Source organism: Bacillus sp. AF62 (assembly GCF_050312695.1).
GTDB lineage: Bacteria > Bacillota > Bacilli > Bacillales > Bacillaceae_G > Bacillus_A > Bacillus_A cereus.
In genome coordinates this window covers 1-15,869 of record NZ_JBNPJZ010000007.1, presented here as the reverse complement: position 1 = coordinate 15,869, position 15,869 = coordinate 1, and the positions used below count along the sequence as shown (strand labels likewise).

Sequence of the window (15,869 nt, the reverse complement as noted above, 5' to 3'; positions counted from 1 at the left end):
CCGAACACGGAAGTTAAGCTCTCTAGCGCCGATGGTAGTTGGGACCTTGTCCCTGTGAGAGTAGGACGTCGCCAAGCTATTTATATCATCGCGGGGTGGAGCAGTACGGTAGCTCGTCGGGCTCATAACCCGAAGGTCGCAGGTTCAAATCCTGTCCCCGCAACCAAATGGTCCCGTGGTGTAGTGGTTAACATGCCTGCCTGTCACGCAGGAGATCGCCGGTTCGACCCCGGTCGGGACCGCCATTTTATATAAAGAAAAGAACGAAACAAGTTGTTTCGTATTTTTTTATTTGTTTTAACAAAAAACTAATAAAGACAGTCAAACTATCCTTAGGACAACTCCTAAGGACTTTTTTATATATTCAAAACCTGTATAATAAAGAGCAGAGAACATTGTGAGTAAAGTAGGTGAAGTCTGTGAGAAAATATGAAGTAACAACAAAATCTTCTTCGGAAACACAAAGATTATCAGAAAAACTAGGTGAACTCGTAGAAGCACAAGATGTAATTATTTTAGAAGGAGATCTTGGAGCTGGTAAGACGACTTTTACAAAGGGACTAGCAAAAGGTCTTGGAGTGAAAAGAGTTGTAAATAGTCCTACCTTTAATATTATTAAAGAATATAAAGGAAGATTACCGCTATATCATATGGACGTGTATCGCTTAGCAGAAAGCGAAGAGGACTTAGGCTTTGATGAGTATTTCTACGGTGAAGGAATTACGGTAGTGGAATGGGCTCATTTAATAGAAGCATATTTACCGAATGAAAAGTTACAAATTAGTTTATTCCATGCGGGAGATGACACAAGAAAAATTATACTCGAGCCAATTGGAGATCGCTATATTAGATTATGTGAGGAGCTATTACAAGATGAAAGTACTAGCAATTGATACTTCAAATTACGTAATGGGTGTATCCCTTATTGAGGAAGGAAACGTGATTGGGGAAATCATTACAAATTTGACGAAAAACCATTCTGTACGTCTTATGCCAGCTGTAGAGCAACTGTTAAAAGAATGTGGTGTAAAACCGAAGGAATTAACTAAAATCGTAGTAGCTGCTGGACCTGGATCATATACAGGTGTTCGCATAGGCGTGACAGCGGCAAAAACATTAGCTTGGTCACTTCAAATACCAATTGTAGGTGTATCAAGTTTAGAGGTAGTAGCTGCAAACGGTGCTAACTTTAATGGGTTAATTTGTCCTTTATTTGATGGAAGACGTGGGCAAATTTATACTGGATTATATACATATGAAGGAGAGCAGTTAACTTCAATAGAAGAAGACCGAATTATTCTTATTGTGGACTGGTTGCAAATGTTAAAAGATAAAGGACAGCCTGTTTTATTTATCGGTAATGATGTTAAATTGCATAAAGAAACAATTATAGAACATTTAGGTGATCAAGCTGTATTCGCTCCTTTTACTAAAAATAATGCAAGACCAAGTGAGCTAGCATTCTTAGGATTACAACAAGAAGAACAAGATGTGCATACGTTTGTTCCAAGCTATCTTCGTTTAGCTGAAGCTGAAACAAAGTGGTTAGAAAGTCAAAACAAGTAGGGGCCTTGCAGAAGATGGATATGATATTTAGAAAGATGGAACTTGATGATATTGCTCAAATTGTAGCTATTGAAGAAGTATCTTTTTCAACTCCTTGGACTGCAGATGCCTTTCACCGTGAATTAACGATGAATGAACATGCACATTATATTGTGTTAGAAAAAGATGGTCGTGTAATCGGATATTGTGGATTGTGGATAATTATTGATGAATCACATATAACAAATATAGCTATTTTGCCAGAATACCGAGGTCAAAAATTGGGAGATGCCTTATTGAAAGCAGTTATTTCAGAAGCGAAAGAACTAGGAGTAAAAACAATGACGCTTGAAGTACGTGTATCAAATGAAGTAGCAAAGCAGTTGTACAAAAAATACGGATTTCAAAATGGTGGAATTCGTAAACGATACTATGCAGACAATCAGGAAGATGGTCTTGTAATGTGGGTGAATATATAATGGAAAAAAATACGATTATACTTGGGATTGAAACAAGCTGTGATGAAACAGCGGTAGCGGTTGTTAAAAATGGAACGGAAATTATTGCGAATGTCGTTGCATCACAAATCGAAAGTCATAAACGTTTTGGCGGGGTTGTACCAGAGATTGCATCCCGTCATCATGTAGAAGAAATTACAGTTGTGTTAGAAGAAGCTTTAAAAGAAGCAAATATCACATTTGATGATATTGATGCAATTGCTGTAACAGAAGGGCCTGGTTTAGTAGGAGCACTTCTAATTGGGGTAAATGCAGCGAAGGCAGTAGCTTTTGCACATGATATTCCGCTAGTCGGTGTTCATCATATTGCAGGTCACATTTATGCGAACCGTTTAGTAAAAGAAGTTCAATTCCCGCTATTATCACTTGTTGTATCTGGTGGGCATACAGAACTTGTTTATATGAAAGAACATGGTTCATTTGAAGTAATTGGTGAAACGCGAGATGATGCAGCTGGAGAAGCATATGATAAAGTAGCTCGTACGTTATCTATGCCATATCCAGGTGGTCCGCATATTGATCGTCTTGCACATGAAGGAGAACCAACAATTGATTTGCCTCGTGCATGGCTAGAACCGAATTCATATGATTTTAGCTTTAGTGGATTGAAATCAGCAGTTATCAACACTGTGCATAACGCGAAACAACGTGGTATAGAAATTAAACCAGAAGATTTAGCGGCAAGTTTCCAAGAAAGTGTAATAGATGTACTTGTAACGAAAGCAGCTCGTGCAGCAGAAGCTTATAATGTAAAGCAATTACTTCTTGCTGGTGGAGTAGCTGCTAATAAAGGACTTCGTGCGCGATTAGAAGAAGAATTTGCACAAAAAGAAAACATTGAACTAATTATTCCACCGCTATCTTTATGCACAGATAATGCAGCAATGATTGCAGCGGCAGGGACAATTGCGTATGAACAAGGCAAGCGTGCAACATTAGCCTTAAATGCGAATCCAGGATTAGATATTGAAGCATAGTTATGCACATAATTAACCACAGCTTGTGGATAAAACCCATATTATCTGTTGATAATGTGGGTTTTGTTGTGTATATAAAGTGTTGATATCTTTTTTGTTAGTTGTGGATAATGTGGAAAAGTTGTTTTGTTAGCTATTTTATAAAGGTGGATATGTGTATAAGTTTGTGGATAAACCAGATGAAGTCTGACCTTTGAATATATTGTTTTTCGGGAAATAAAAAGTAAGAAGATATCCCTGAAAAACATTTTGAAATATCCTTCTATTATAGAGGGTGCTGATATTGTCAATCCTTGTCGGTAAATCGATATTTCGTGTCGAATCGTTTATATATATAGGGTGACAATAGATGTATTTGAAAATTGGTTGATATATTCCGAGTTACCATTGATATATTCAAAAAATTATTTATGTACTTAAAGAAAAAAGATGTCACATAGTCAAAAATCATGACTGATGAGACATCTTCCTTATTTAAATACTCTTATACATGCAGCTCTTCCCACTCTGCCATACAAGTTTCAAGTTGTTCTTGTAGCGTTTGTTTTTTAGTTGTAATTTCACTCGCTTTTTCATAATCTGCATATATTTCTGGTAAGCAAAGTTGATCTTCTAACGTAGCAATTTCTTCTTCTAAGTTTACGATGTTTTGTTCTAGTTCTTCAATTTTTCGAGTGCGTTGACGTTCTAATTGTTTACGCTCTTTTTCTTCGAGATAATTTAATTTTTCTTGAGCTACAGTTTTTTGAACAGGTGCCTGATTTTCTTGCTGTTCAAGTTGTTCAAATGCTGCGCGTTCAATCATTTCATTTTTCTTCTCCACATAGTAATCGTAATCCCCTAAATATTCCTGTGCACCTTCTGTTGATAACTCAACCACAGTCGTTGTTACACGGTTAATGAAGTAGCGATCATGTGAGACAAATAGAAGAGTCCCTGGATAATCAATTAAAGCATTCTCTAAAATCTCTTTACTATTTAAATCAAGGTGGTTCGTAGGCTCATCCAGAATTAATAAATTTGACTTTTGCATCATAAGTTTCGCAAGAGCTAATCGAGCTTTTTGTCCACCACTAAGGGAAGATACTGGTTTCAGTACATCATCTCCTGTAAATAAAAAGTTCCCGAGTATAGTACGGATTTCTTTTTCAGGTTGCAGTGGATATTCATCCCATAGTTCATTTAAAACCCGTTTAGAAGATGTTAAGTTTGCTTGTTCTTGATCATAATAACCAACAGATACATTTGATCCGAAAGAAACATCACCATTTAATAGTGGTAACTTATTCACAATAGATTTTAATAATGTGGATTTCCCAATTCCGTTTGGACCAACTAAAGCAACACTATCTCCGCGAGTTAAGCGCATAGTTACGTTTTCAATTATAGGGTCCTCATCATAGCCAATGGTTGCATCCTTTACTTGTAAAACATCATTTCCACTTTGCTTTTCAATATCGAAGTGGAATGATGCTGACTTAGAATCCCCTAATGGTCTCGTTAATAATTCCATTCTGTCTAGTTGTTTACGGCGACTTTGAGCACGTTTCGTTGTAGAGGCGCGAGCTATATTCTTTTGAACGAAGTCCTCAAGTTTTGCGATTTCATCTTGTTGTTTTTCGTAACGTTTCATTTCTTGCTCATATAATGCTGATTTTAAGTCTAAATATTTACTGTAGTTACCAACAAATCGTCTGCTTTCTTTATTCGAAATTTCATATACTTGTGTAACAAGTTTGTCTAAGAAATAACGGTCATGTGAAACGATTAATATTGCGCCAGGATAACCTTGTAAATATTGCTCAAGCCATGTTAATGTTTCGATGTCTAAATGGTTTGTAGGCTCGTCCAAAATAAGTAAGTCTGGTTTTGTTAATAATAATTTTCCGAGAGCTAATCTTGTTTTTTGCCCACCGCTTAAAGTAGAAATCGTCGTCTGGTGCGTTTCAACTGGGAAGCCAAGGCCGCTTAAAATGGAGCGAATATCCGCTTCATATTGATATCCACCTTGATCTTTATAATTGAGTTGCAATTGGTCATAATCAGCTAACAATCTTTCATATATAGCTTCGTTTGAAAAGTTTTCTTCTTTTCCCATTTCTTGCTCAAGCCTTCGAAGTTTTGTCTCCATTTGCTGTAAGTGGGTAAAGACGGTTAGCATTTCATCCCAAATTGTTAAAGACGTTTCTAAGCCGGTATTTTGAGCTAAATACCCGATTGAGACATCTTTCGGTTTTATAATTTCGCCACCATCATGTGATAATTCACCAGCGATAATTTTTAATAATGTAGATTTTCCAGCTCCATTCCTTCCAACTAATGCGATACGATCTTTTGTTTGTACTTCCAATTTTATGTTTGCAAGAATTGTTTCTGCACCGTATAATTTCGAAAGTCCATTTACTTGTAATAAAATCAATGTTTTCACCTCAAATAATTTCTTAACTTTGCCATGTTTATATTTCTCAATCATACTAAAAATAGTGTATAGTTTAAAATAAGAGAGAATACTTCTTCTCTTTATTATACAAGGAATTTAATGAGTGCTAAACTTCTGTATTTGATTAAAGTATATGAATAAAGATAGGAAGAGAGGAGAGGTCATATGGATCAGCAAAAGATTCCACAAGCCACTGCTAAAAGATTGCCTCTATACTATCGATTTATCCAAAACTTATCTCTTTCTGGTAAGCAGCGTGTTTCATCGGCCGAATTGAGTGAAGCGGTAAAAGTAGATTCCGCAACAATACGAAGAGATTTTTCGTATTTTGGAGCGTTAGGGAAAAAGGGATATGGATATAACGTAAATTATTTATTATCATTTTTCCGCGAAACACTTGATCAAGATGATATAACGCGTGTAGCACTTATTGGAGTAGGTAATTTAGGGACCGCTTTCTTACATTATAATTTCACGAAAAACAATAATACAAAAATTGAAATGGCATTTGATGTTAGTGAAGAGAAAGTTGGAACAGAAATCGGGGGCATTCCTGTATACCATTTAGATGAATTAGAAGAGAGATTATCAAATGATATACAAGTGGCAATATTAACAGTACCGGCTACAGTAGCACAAGCTGTAGCAGATAGATTAGCTGAAACGAGCGTGCATGGTATTTTGAATTTCACACCAGCGCGATTAAACGTATCAGAGAATATTAGAATTCATCATATTGATTTAGCTGTAGAGTTACAAACATTAGTTTACTTTTTGAAAAACTATCCACAATAAAACGCAGAGGAAGCGACCTCTGCGTTTTATTATTGTTTCTTCTTTGTGAATTTAACTAATATAAGGCGAAGTGCCAAATTAAAATCAATTGTTGCCATAACTGCAAATAGTATTGTCCACATATTCCAGATTGTATCTGTCACGTTCGTAATGGCGAAGCGTGTAAAGATACATCCAAGAAGGAAGTATAGTGCAGCCATGAACAATGGTGAGTTTCTCATACAAAAAATCCTCCGATAAAGCCTTGCATTTTTTCAGCTTCTTTAATCATTTCTTGAATTTGCTCATTGCTCATAAAAATTTGCCCAATAGCGACTAATGTATTCATCGCAACATGAGCTGCAATCGGAACGATAATACGTTTCGTCTTCACATATAAGAAGGCGAATACGAGCCCCATAGCAGTGTATACCAATAAGTGAGTAAAATCAAAATGAATTGCTGCGAATACAAGCGAACTAATGATAGCTGCGATAAAGAAGTTAAACTTCTTATAAAGTGCACCAAATAAAATTTTTCTAAATACGATTTCTTCTAAGATAGGTCCAATTATAGATACAACAATAAGGAACCAAGGGGTCGTTCTTGCAATCTCCATCAGTTTCATTGTATTTTCTGAACCTTGTTTAATTCCTAGCAGCTGCATCTCGATCATACCGGCAACTATTTGTGAAAAGAAAGCTAAGAAGAACCCGATGAAAATCCATCCAATAGTAGCTGGAGCAGAAGAGCGCTTTGGATCTAAATGCCTGTCACGAATATCTGTTCTAAGTAACCAAAGTACGATACATAATGCAATAAAGAAGCTAATGATTGCCCAGTGTCCTGTTATAATTTGTCCTTTTTCTTCAATGGTAAATCCTCTATTATCATAGAGTCCTGTTTTTAGGAGAAGTGGTAATCCAACAACGCCAGATAACTGCATTAAAATGTATGTAACGATAATCCACCAGTATTGTTTCTTCAAATGGTTTAACCATCCTTTCTAACTCTAGTGTATGAGATGAGGTAGGATAACATGTAAATATGTTATCTACGATATAAACTTTCATCCGAATTATGATTTTTTTGTAAATACATATTTGAAATTGAAGTAAGAGACAGGAAAAAGTTGTGCTTTTAGCGAAAACAACTTAGGGTGTCTTTCATATTGTAACATACGAGTAGGGGAAACAACGATTCATATAGTAAAGGCAGTATTCTATATAGAAAGTTTATATAGTAATTTGCGAAAAAATTATGATTTTTTTACTTGCAAAAGAAATTGAGATTATTTATTATTATAAGTGTGTTAGCACTCGGATGACTTGAGTGCTAATAAATAAAATTTACATAACAAAATGAGGAGGTTATTGTTCATGCTAAAGCCATTAGGTGATCGCGTTGTAATTGAGCTTGTTCAAGCAGAAGAAAAAACAGCAAGTGGTATCGTATTACCAGATACCGCAAAAGAAAAACCACAAGAGGGTAAAGTTGTTGCAGTAGGTACTGGTCGAGTGCTTGAAAATGGTGAGCGTGTTGCTTTAGAGGTAGCAGCAGGTGATCTTATCATCTTCTCAAAATATGCAGGTACTGAAGTGAAATATGAAGGTACAGACTACTTGATTTTACGTGAAAGTGACATTTTAGCAGTTATCGGTTAATTATATAAATCTTAAAAAATCCAAGGGGGTCAATTATTATGGCAAAAGATATTAAATTTAGTGAAGAAGCACGTCGTTCGATGCTTCGCGGTGTCGACACTCTTGCAAACGCAGTAAAAGTAACACTTGGACCAAAAGGTCGTAACGTTGTACTTGAGAAAAAATTCGGTTCACCACTTATTACAAATGATGGTGTAACAATCGCAAAAGAAATCGAATTAGAAGATGCATTCGAAAACATGGGTGCAAAATTAGTAGCAGAAGTTGCTAGCAAAACAAATGATGTAGCTGGTGACGGAACAACAACTGCAACTGTATTAGCGCAAGCTATGATTCGTGAAGGTCTTAAAAACGTAACAGCTGGTGCTAACCCAATGGGTCTTCGTAAAGGTATCGAAAAAGCTGTTACTGCTGCAATTGAAGAATTAAAAACGATTTCTAAACCAATCGAAGGCAAATCTTCTATCGCACAAGTAGCTGCTATTTCTGCAGCTGACGAAGAAGTAGGTCAATTAATCGCTGAAGCAATGGAGCGCGTTGGTAACGACGGCGTTATTACTTTAGAAGAGTCTAAAGGATTCACAACAGAATTAGACGTAGTAGAAGGTATGCAATTTGATCGTGGATATGCATCTCCTTACATGATTACTGATTCTGACAAAATGGAAGCAGTTCTTGATAACCCATATATCTTAATTACTGACAAAAAGATTTCTAACATTCAAGAAATCTTACCAGTATTAGAGCAAGTGGTACAACAAGGTAAACCACTTCTTATCATTGCTGAAGATGTAGAAGGCGAAGCTTTAGCTACATTAGTAGTGAACAAACTTCGTGGTACATTCAATGTAGTAGCTGTTAAAGCTCCTGGATTTGGTGACCGTCGTAAAGCAATGCTAGAAGATATCGCAATCTTAACTGGTGGCGAAGTAATCACTGAAGAATTAGGTCGTGACTTAAAATCTGCTACAGTTGAATCTTTAGGACGCGCTGGTAAAGTTGTTGTTACAAAAGAAAACACAACTGTAGTTGAAGGTATTGGAAATACAGAGCAAATCGCAGCTCGCATCGGTCAAATTCGTGCGCAATTAGAAGAAACAACTTCTGAATTCGATCGTGAAAAATTACAAGAGCGTCTTGCTAAACTAGCAGGTGGCGTAGCGGTAATTAAAGTAGGTGCAGCAACTGAAACTGAGTTGAAAGAGCGCAAACTTCGCATTGAAGATGCACTTAACTCAACTCGTGCAGCAGTAGAAGAAGGTATCGTTGCAGGTGGTGGTACTTCACTTATGAACGTATACACGAAAGTAGCTTCTATCGTAGCTGAAGGCGACGAAGCAACAGGTATCAACATCGTACTTCGCGCACTAGAAGAGCCAGTTCGTCAAATCGCAATCAACGCTGGTCTAGAAGGATCTGTAGTTGTAGAGCGTCTAAAAGGCGAAAAAGTAGGCGTTGGTTTCAACGCAGCTACTGGCGAATGGGTTAACATGCTTGAGTCTGGTATCGTAGATCCAGCTAAAGTAACTCGTTCTGCACTTCAAAACGCAGCATCTGTTGCAGCTATGTTCTTAACAACTGAAGCTGTAGTTGCTGACAAGCCAGAACCAAATGCACCAGCAATGCCTGACATGGGCGGCATGGGCATGGGCGGTATGGGCGGAATGATGTAATTCCGTTTGCCCTAAAAAACATCCATTTCTATATAGAAATGGATGTTTTTTTATGTTTTTTAGAAAAGGAAATGAATTTCTGTAGAATTTTGTCGCTTTCTCTCTTGACCACATAGATACTTCATTGTTAGAATCTAGGAAGATAATATAAAACGATCCTTCATATATCCTCAATGATATGGTTTGAGAGTCTCTACCGGGTTACCGTAAACAACCTGACTATGAAGGCAGTGTGTCTTATATTTATAAAGAGCGGAGACTATCTTTCTTTATAAAGCCAGACCCCTGCCTTTTCTTTGTTATGAGACTAGAGGCGGAGGACTGGCTTTTTTTATTATATTAGTAATGCTTTTCGCCAAATTGGTGAAAATATTTATATACGAGAACTAACGTTGGGGTGATTATTTTGAAGAAGCAGCATGATACAATTATCGTTTTAGATTTTGGGAGTCAATACAATCAGTTAATAGCACGTCGAATTCGTGAGTTCGGTGTATACAGTGAACTTCATCCACATACAATTACTGCGGAAGAAATTAAAGCAATGAATCCAAAAGGGATTATCTTCTCTGGTGGACCAAATAGTGTATACGGTGAAGGTGCATTACATTGTGATGAAAAAATCTTTGACCTAGGATTACCGATCTTCGGTATTTGTTACGGTATGCAGCTTATGACGCAACAATTCGGTGGTAAAGTAGAGCGTGCAAATCACCGTGAGTACGGAAAAGCTGTTCTTAAAGTAGAGAACGAATCAAAATTATATGCAAACCTTCCAGAAGAGCAAGTTGTATGGATGAGCCATGGCGACTTAGTAACTGGTTTACCTGAAGGATTCGTAGTAGACGCAACAAGTGAGTCTTGCCCAATTGCTGGTATGAGCAATGAAGCGAAAAACTTATACGGTGTACAATTCCACCCAGAAGTACGTCACTCTGAGCACGGTAACGATTTAATTAAAAACTTCGTATTCGGCGTATGTGGTTGTTCTGAAGGATGGAACATGGAGAACTTTATCGAAGTAGAATTAGAAAAGATCCGTGAAACTGTTGGAGACAAAAAAGTACTATGTGCACTTAGTGGCGGCGTAGACTCTTCTGTTGTAGCAGTATTAATTCATAAAGCAATCGGCGATCAGTTAACATGTATTTTCGTTGACCACGGTTTACTTCGTAAAGGTGAAGCAGAAGGCGTTATGAAAACATTTAGCGAAGGCTTCCATATGAACGTTATTAAAGTGGATGCACAAGAACGTTTCATGAACAAGTTAAAAGGTGTAGAAGATCCAGAACAAAAACGTAAAATCATCGGTAACGAATTCATTTACGTATTTGATGATGAAGCATCTAAATTACAAGGTATGGACTTCTTAGCGCAAGGTACACTTTACACAGATATCGTTGAAAGTGGTACAGCAACTGCACAAACAATTAAATCTCACCATAACGTTGGTGGACTTCCAGAAGACATGCAGTTCAAATTAATTGAGCCTTTAAATACGTTATTTAAAGATGAAGTACGTGTATTAGGATCTGAACTAGGAATTCCTGATGAAATCGTATGGCGTCAACCATTCCCAGGCCCTGGTCTTGGTATTCGTGTATTAGGTGAAATCACAGAAGAGAAATTAGAAATCGTTCGTGAATCTGATGCGATTTTACGTGAAGAAATTATTAAAGCAGGATTAGACCGCGAAATCTGGCAATACTTCACTGCGCTTCCTGGTATGCGTAGCGTAGGTGTTATGGGTGACGAGCGTACTTATGATTACACAGTAGGTATCCGCGCGGTAACATCTATCGACGGTATGACAGCTGACTGGGCACGTATCCCTTGGGACGTACTAGAGAAAATCTCTGTTCGTATCGTAAACGAAGTAAAACACGTTAACCGTATCGTGTATGATGTAACGAGTAAGCCACCAGCAACTATTGAGTGGGAATAGTATTGTAATAAAAAAGATCCATCTATCATTCATGAATAGATGGATCTTTTTGTTTTCGTTATTAATACGAACGAAAATATAGAAATTTATAAAAATGTTCGTTTTTAAATTGACAAAAACACTACCTCGAGTTAATATGAGTATGTAATTCAAACGAAAAGTGAATATTATGCCGTCGTATAATATCGGGGATATGGCCCGAAAGTTTCTACCTAGCTACCGTAAATGGCTTGACTACGAGGCGTTTGTATAAAGATGAGGGGAAACTTGTCTTTGTTTATAGAACGCTTCCATGTATATATGCAATGGAAGCCTTTTTTATTTCTCGGGATAAAAGAGGGCTAGGGGAAATACGGCGAGTAATCATATAACGGGGGAAACGTAGGATGAAACGCTATTTTCAATTTGATGAGCTCGGTACGAATTATAAGACTGAGTTCATAGCGGGGTTAACAACATTTCTATCTATGGCTTACGTACTGTTTGTCAATCCTGCTACGCTGTCGCTTGGAAATGTTAAAGGGTTACCAGCAGGTACAGGGATGGATCCAGGTGCAGTATTCGTTGCTACGGCATTAGCGGCAGCAATCGGTTCGTTAATTATGGGTATTTTCGCGAAGTATCCAATTGCTTTAGCGCCAGGTATGGGAATTAACGCGTTCTTTGCTTATACAGCAGTGTTAACGATGGGTATTCCGTGGCAAACGGCCATTGCCGGAACATTAATGTCAGGTATTATCTTTATTATTCTTACTGCTTCAGGTATTCGTGAAAAAATCATTAATGCAATTCCATCGGAGTTAAAGTTTGCAGTAGCAGCAGGTATCGGATTGTTCATTGCATTCCTTGGATTCCAAAATGCTGGAATTATCGTGAAAAATGATGCTGTTCTTGTTGGGTTGGGGGACTTAACAAAGGGCACAACGTTACTAGCAATCTTCGGGGTTGTTACGACAATCATCTTCATGATTAAGAAAGTGAATGGTGCTGTATTTTACGGTATGATTCTTACAGCGATCTTAGGAGTGGCAACAGGATTAATTGATACTCCGAAAGCTGTAGTGGGAGCAATACCGAGTCTAGAACCAACGTTCGGCGTGGCGTTAACGCACTTCGGAGATATTTTTACAGTTCAAATGGGGATTGTTATTATAACGTTCTTCTTTATCGATTTCTTTGATACAGCAGGTACGCTTGTAGCGGTTGCGAATCAAGCTGGATTAATGAAGAACAATAAATTACCACGTGCAGGAAAAGCATTATTTGCAGATGCGATTGCGACTGTAATTGGTGCGATCTTGGGTACATCAACAACAACGTCTTACATTGAATCGTCTGCAGGGGTAGCAGCGGGAGGACGTTCTGGATTTACAGCAGTTGTAACAGCAGGATTCTTCTTACTGGCACTATTCTTCTCGCCATTACTAAGTGTTGTAACGCCAGCTGTAACGGCACCAGCTTTAATTATTGTAGGAATCTTGATGGTTTCTTCTTTAGGGGAAATTGATTGGAAGAAATTCGAGATTGCAGTGCCAGCATTCTTTACAATTATCTCTATGCCACTTACGTATAGTATCGCAACTGGGATTGCGATTGGATTTATCTTCTATCCAATTACAATGGTTGTGAGTGGTCGTCGTAAAGAGGTTCATCCGATTATGTATGTTATGGGAGTTTTATTCGTACTATATTTCATCTACGTTCGTAAATAAAAGGGGTTTTTTAAAAGGTCTAGACTTAAGGGGGGTCTAGACCTTTTTTTGCGTCTTCAGAAAAACTTAAGGATTTCCGAGCGTTTTTCTTCAGAAGTTTTCCTATAATAGAAGTTAGGGATTAAAAAGTAATGGGGGAGATATTGTGGCACACGAAACAATACTTGTCGTAGATGATGAAAAAGAAATTCGGAATTTAATTACAATCTATTTAAAGAATGAAGGATATAAAGTATTACAAGCAGGGGACGGAGAAGAAGGGCTACGTTTACTGGAAGAAAATGAAGTGCATCTAGTCGTATTAGATATTATGATGCCGAAAGTAGATGGTATTCATATGTGTATGAAAGTAAGAGAATCGAAAGAGATGCCTATTATTATGCTTTCTGCGAAAACGCAAGATATGGATAAGATTTTAGGATTAACAACAGGAGCAGATGATTACGTAACGAAGCCCTTTAATCCATTAGAGTTAATTGCACGAATTAAATCTCAGTTACGCCGTTATATGAAAATGAATGGTTTTGCTATTCAAAATGAGGACGAGCTAGAAATTGGAGAGATGAAAATAAATATCTCGACCCATAAAGTTATTGTAGAGGGAGAAGAAGTGAAACTAACCCCGAGGGAATTTTCAATTTTAGAATTGCTAGCTAGAAATCCAGGTATGGTGTTTAGTGCGGAGCAAATTTATGAAAAGGTGTGGAACGAACGATCTTTCCAGTCTGATAATACTGTAATGGTGCATATTCGAAAAGTACGTGAAAAGATTGAGGAGAATCCAAGGAAGCCTAGATATATAAAAACAGTATGGGGAGTGGGGTATAAGATTGAAAAAGATATTTAATCCGTTTACTTATGTAAGGAAAACAAGAGAATTAATTGAGAAATTAGTAAAGAGCGTACGGAAGAGTATAAGAATTCAATTGATTACTACTTTTGCTGCTTGTGCGTTATTAGGAGTTTTGTCAGCAAAGGCAGCTGCGCCATTTTTTGAGAATGCGAATCGCCAAGCGACTATCGATTATCGGGCTGGTATGGAACAAATTAATTACCAAGCCCAAAGAGCAGCGAATAGTTCGGTTCATGAAAATAAATTAGAAGCTATATCCAATATGATCGAAATGGAGAATCAAAATTTAGAGCGAGGAAATAGAGCTTTAAAAATATTGGTTACTGATGAGAGTGGTAAAGTTTTATATAAAACGAAGCAGGCGCAAGAAGAGCAAATCGATTTGCATAATACGATTCGTAATGCAGCATCATTTGCGATCAACTATTCAAATGGTCAAGATATATTTGAAAATACGAGAAAAGAATTTATAGCTTTTTCACCTATTACAATAGAAGATAAGAATTTATATATGTTTGTTAGTGGAATTCCGGATGGTGTAGTAATGTACGATACGCAAGAAGGACCGTTTCCGTTTTTCATAGGTGTACTCGTATTCATTTTCTCTTTCTTCTATATAACAAAGAGAAAGATGAAGCAGATTGAAGCAATGGCAGAAGGTGTAAAGGAAATAGAAAAAGGAAACTTAGCGTACCGTATTGAGAAGAAAGGTGAAGATGAGATTGCGTCTTTAACTGAGAATATTAATAATATGGCGGAAGAGCTTATGAATAATATAGAAAAAGAGCGTAAATTAGAAAAGCAGAAAAATGAGCTTATTACGAATGTATCTCATGATTTACGTACACCGCTGACTTCTATTATGGGTTACTTGCGATTACTTAGAGATTCTAAATATGAAAATCAAGAACAACATGATGAGTATACGAGAATTGCTTTTGCAAAGTCGGAGCAGCTAAAGAATTTAATAGAAGATTTATTTGAGTATACGAAGTTAACAAATGAACAAGTTGTATTAGAAAAACAAGAAGTTTGTATGAATGAGTTACTCGAGCAATTAATAGAAGAATTAGTACCGCAGGCGGAAGAGCATGGACTTACGTTTGTTAAGAAGTTTCCTGAGGAACGTGCTTATGCATCGATTGATTCGGAAAAGATGGTTCGTGTATTTGATAATTTACTAATGAATGCGATTAAGTATAGTAAAGATGATGGGGAGATAAAAGTTTCTCTTCAAAGGCAGCGCAGGGATATACAAATTGTAATTGCGAATCATAGTGAAGAGTTTACGAGAGAAGAGTTAGCGAATTTGTTTGAACGTTTCTATAAGAAGGATCAATCTCGAAGTAGAGTAACAGAAGGTTCTGGACTCGGGCTTGCGATTGCGAAAAGTATTGTTGAGTTACAAGGTGGTAGTATTCGAGCTGAATATGAGGAGGGTATTATTCGATTTATCGTCTCTTTACCTATTATAGAAAAATAATAAACGATAGCGTGCTACATGATAAAAAGGCTTATTTTAAAAAGAAATAAGTCTTTTTATATTTTTTTAGAAAAACATATTGACGATTAGAGTCTAGAGGTGTAGTATTATACGAGTCGCTGATGACAACAACGTCGAAAGCGGCAATCGAAATGAAAAACTTAGTTGACATTACAAAATAGAAATGTTAACATAAGGAAGTCGCAAGTGAGCGACCAAGTAGTTCTTTGAAAACTGAACGAAACAAACAACGTGAAACGTCAATTTTTATTTTTAGATGCTAGA

General features: G+C 37.0%; 14 protein-coding genes, 2 tRNA genes, 1 rRNA gene and 2 riboswitches. Of the genes, 14 read left to right on the top strand and 3 right to left on the bottom strand.

The window, feature by feature from the left end; genetic code table 11:
- The 7 genes from rrf to tsaD all read left to right on the top strand — a co-directional run.
- Nucleotides 1-77 (top strand): 5S ribosomal RNA (rrf, locus tag ACQRBL_RS01255); the annotation flags it as partial.
- A 12-nt stretch (nucleotides 78-89) separates the two neighbouring features.
- Nucleotides 90-166, top strand: a tRNA-Met gene (locus tag ACQRBL_RS01250).
- Between the two features lie 3 nt (nucleotides 167-169).
- Nucleotides 170-245, top strand: a tRNA-Asp gene (locus ACQRBL_RS01245).
- 174 nt (nucleotides 246-419) lie between these two features.
- Nucleotides 420-893 (top strand): tRNA (adenosine(37)-N6)-threonylcarbamoyltransferase complex ATPase subunit type 1 TsaE, encoded by a 474-nt coding sequence (tsaE, locus tag ACQRBL_RS01240; RefSeq protein WP_411996674.1) that lies wholly within the window; start codon nucleotides 420-422, stop codon nucleotides 891-893.
- Nucleotides 874-1,566 (top strand): tRNA (adenosine(37)-N6)-threonylcarbamoyltransferase complex dimerization subunit type 1 TsaB, encoded by a 693-nt coding sequence (gene tsaB, locus ACQRBL_RS01235; protein WP_411996675.1) that lies wholly within the window; start codon nucleotides 874-876, stop codon nucleotides 1,564-1,566. The genes tsaE and tsaB overlap by 20 nt, the downstream gene beginning before the upstream one ends.
- Nucleotides 1,567-1,580: 14 nt before the next feature.
- Nucleotides 1,581-2,024 (top strand): ribosomal protein S18-alanine N-acetyltransferase, encoded by a 444-nt coding sequence (gene rimI, locus ACQRBL_RS01230; protein ID WP_000367207.1) that lies wholly within the window; start codon nucleotides 1,581-1,583, stop codon nucleotides 2,022-2,024.
- Nucleotides 2,024-3,040 carry a tRNA (adenosine(37)-N6)-threonylcarbamoyltransferase complex transferase subunit TsaD gene (gene tsaD, locus ACQRBL_RS01225; protein ID WP_000414595.1) on the top strand — a complete coding sequence of 339 codons (1,017 nt, stop codon included), beginning with the start codon at nucleotides 2,024-2,026 and terminating at the stop codon, nucleotides 3,038-3,040. The genes rimI and tsaD overlap by 1 nt, the downstream gene beginning before the upstream one ends.
- Before the next feature lie 484 nt (nucleotides 3,041-3,524).
- Here tsaD and ACQRBL_RS01220 read toward each other — a convergent pair whose 3' ends face one another.
- On the bottom strand, nucleotides 3,525-5,459 hold the full coding sequence (locus ACQRBL_RS01220) for an ABC-F family ATP-binding cassette domain-containing protein (protein ID WP_217810011.1): 1,935 nt from the start codon (nucleotides 5,457-5,459) through the stop codon (nucleotides 3,525-3,527).
- A 186-nt stretch (nucleotides 5,460-5,645) separates the two neighbouring features.
- On the opposite strand from ACQRBL_RS01220, the gene ACQRBL_RS01215 reads away from it, so the two are divergent.
- A complete protein-coding gene (locus tag ACQRBL_RS01215) occupies nucleotides 5,646-6,275 on the top strand; it encodes a redox-sensing transcriptional repressor Rex (protein WP_000372699.1) in 630 nt (209 codons plus the stop codon).
- Between the two features lie 29 nt (nucleotides 6,276-6,304).
- Here the strand turns inward: ACQRBL_RS01215 and ACQRBL_RS01210 are convergent, their stop codons facing one another.
- Nucleotides 6,305-6,496 (bottom strand): YdiK family protein, encoded by a 192-nt coding sequence (locus ACQRBL_RS01210; RefSeq protein WP_001246201.1) that lies wholly within the window; start codon nucleotides 6,494-6,496, stop codon nucleotides 6,305-6,307.
- Nucleotides 6,493-7,242: a CPBP family intramembrane glutamic endopeptidase gene (locus tag ACQRBL_RS01205; protein WP_097822679.1), complete on the bottom strand. Its 750-nt coding sequence runs from the start codon at nucleotides 7,240-7,242 to the stop codon at nucleotides 6,493-6,495. The genes ACQRBL_RS01210 and ACQRBL_RS01205 overlap by 4 nt, the downstream gene beginning before the upstream one ends.
- A 391-nt stretch (nucleotides 7,243-7,633) precedes the next feature.
- Here ACQRBL_RS01205 and groES point away from each other — a divergent pair, with 391 nt between their 5' ends.
- The 6 genes from groES (at nucleotide 7,634) to ampS (ending at nucleotide 15,584) form a co-directional block, all read left to right on the top strand.
- Nucleotides 7,634-7,918: a co-chaperone GroES gene (gene groES / locus ACQRBL_RS01200; protein ID WP_000917311.1), complete on the top strand. Its 285-nt coding sequence runs from the start codon at nucleotides 7,634-7,636 to the stop codon at nucleotides 7,916-7,918.
- Between the two features lie 38 nt (nucleotides 7,919-7,956).
- Nucleotides 7,957-9,591: a chaperonin GroEL gene (gene groL / locus ACQRBL_RS01195; RefSeq protein WP_001029992.1), complete on the top strand. Its 1,635-nt coding sequence runs from the start codon at nucleotides 7,957-7,959 to the stop codon at nucleotides 9,589-9,591.
- Between the two features lie 140 nt (nucleotides 9,592-9,731).
- Nucleotides 9,732-9,833: riboswitch (purine riboswitch) on the top strand.
- A 164-nt stretch (nucleotides 9,834-9,997) separates the two neighbouring features.
- On the top strand, nucleotides 9,998-11,536 hold the full coding sequence (guaA, locus tag ACQRBL_RS01190; protein ID WP_141526296.1) for a glutamine-hydrolyzing GMP synthase: 1,539 nt from the start codon (nucleotides 9,998-10,000) through the stop codon (nucleotides 11,534-11,536).
- A gap of 155 nt (nucleotides 11,537-11,691) precedes the next feature.
- Nucleotides 11,692-11,793, top strand: a riboswitch (purine riboswitch).
- 129 nt (nucleotides 11,794-11,922) lie between these two features.
- Nucleotides 11,923-13,248 carry an NCS2 family permease gene (locus ACQRBL_RS01185; RefSeq protein WP_000833096.1) on the top strand — a complete coding sequence of 442 codons (1,326 nt, stop codon included), beginning with the start codon at nucleotides 11,923-11,925 and terminating at the stop codon, nucleotides 13,246-13,248.
- Between the two features lie 145 nt (nucleotides 13,249-13,393).
- On the top strand, nucleotides 13,394-14,095 hold the full coding sequence (locus ACQRBL_RS01180; RefSeq protein ID WP_000929891.1) for a response regulator transcription factor: 702 nt from the start codon (nucleotides 13,394-13,396) through the stop codon (nucleotides 14,093-14,095).
- Nucleotides 14,079-15,584, top strand: coding sequence for an aminopeptidase AmpS (ampS, locus tag ACQRBL_RS01175; protein ID WP_097988264.1), 1,506 nt, complete (start codon nucleotides 14,079-14,081; stop codon nucleotides 15,582-15,584). Before ACQRBL_RS01180 ends, ampS begins: the two co-directional genes overlap by 17 nt.
- Nucleotides 15,585-15,869: the final 285 nt, after the last annotated feature.

Bases quoted from the DNA above. Each gene is read 5' to 3' on its own strand.
- tsaB (WP_411996675.1), top strand. From the start codon at position 874: ATGAAAGTACTAGCAATTGATACTTCAAATTACGTAATGGGTGTATCC.
- rimI (WP_000367207.1), top strand. From the start codon at position 1,581: ATGGATATGATATTTAGAAAGATGGAACTTGATGATATTGCTCAAATT.
- tsaD (WP_000414595.1), top strand. From the start codon at position 2,024: ATGGAAAAAAATACGATTATACTTGGGATTGAAACAAGCTGTGATGAA.
- ACQRBL_RS01215 (WP_000372699.1), top strand. From the start codon at position 5,646: ATGGATCAGCAAAAGATTCCACAAGCCACTGCTAAAAGATTGCCTCTA.
- ACQRBL_RS01210 (WP_001246201.1), bottom strand. From the start codon at position 6,496: ATGAGAAACTCACCATTGTTCATGGCTGCACTATACTTCCTTCTTGGA.
- groES (WP_000917311.1), top strand. From the start codon at position 7,634: ATGCTAAAGCCATTAGGTGATCGCGTTGTAATTGAGCTTGTTCAAGCA.
- groL (WP_001029992.1), top strand. From the start codon at position 7,957: ATGGCAAAAGATATTAAATTTAGTGAAGAAGCACGTCGTTCGATGCTT.
- ACQRBL_RS01185 (WP_000833096.1), top strand. From the start codon at position 11,923: ATGAAACGCTATTTTCAATTTGATGAGCTCGGTACGAATTATAAGACT.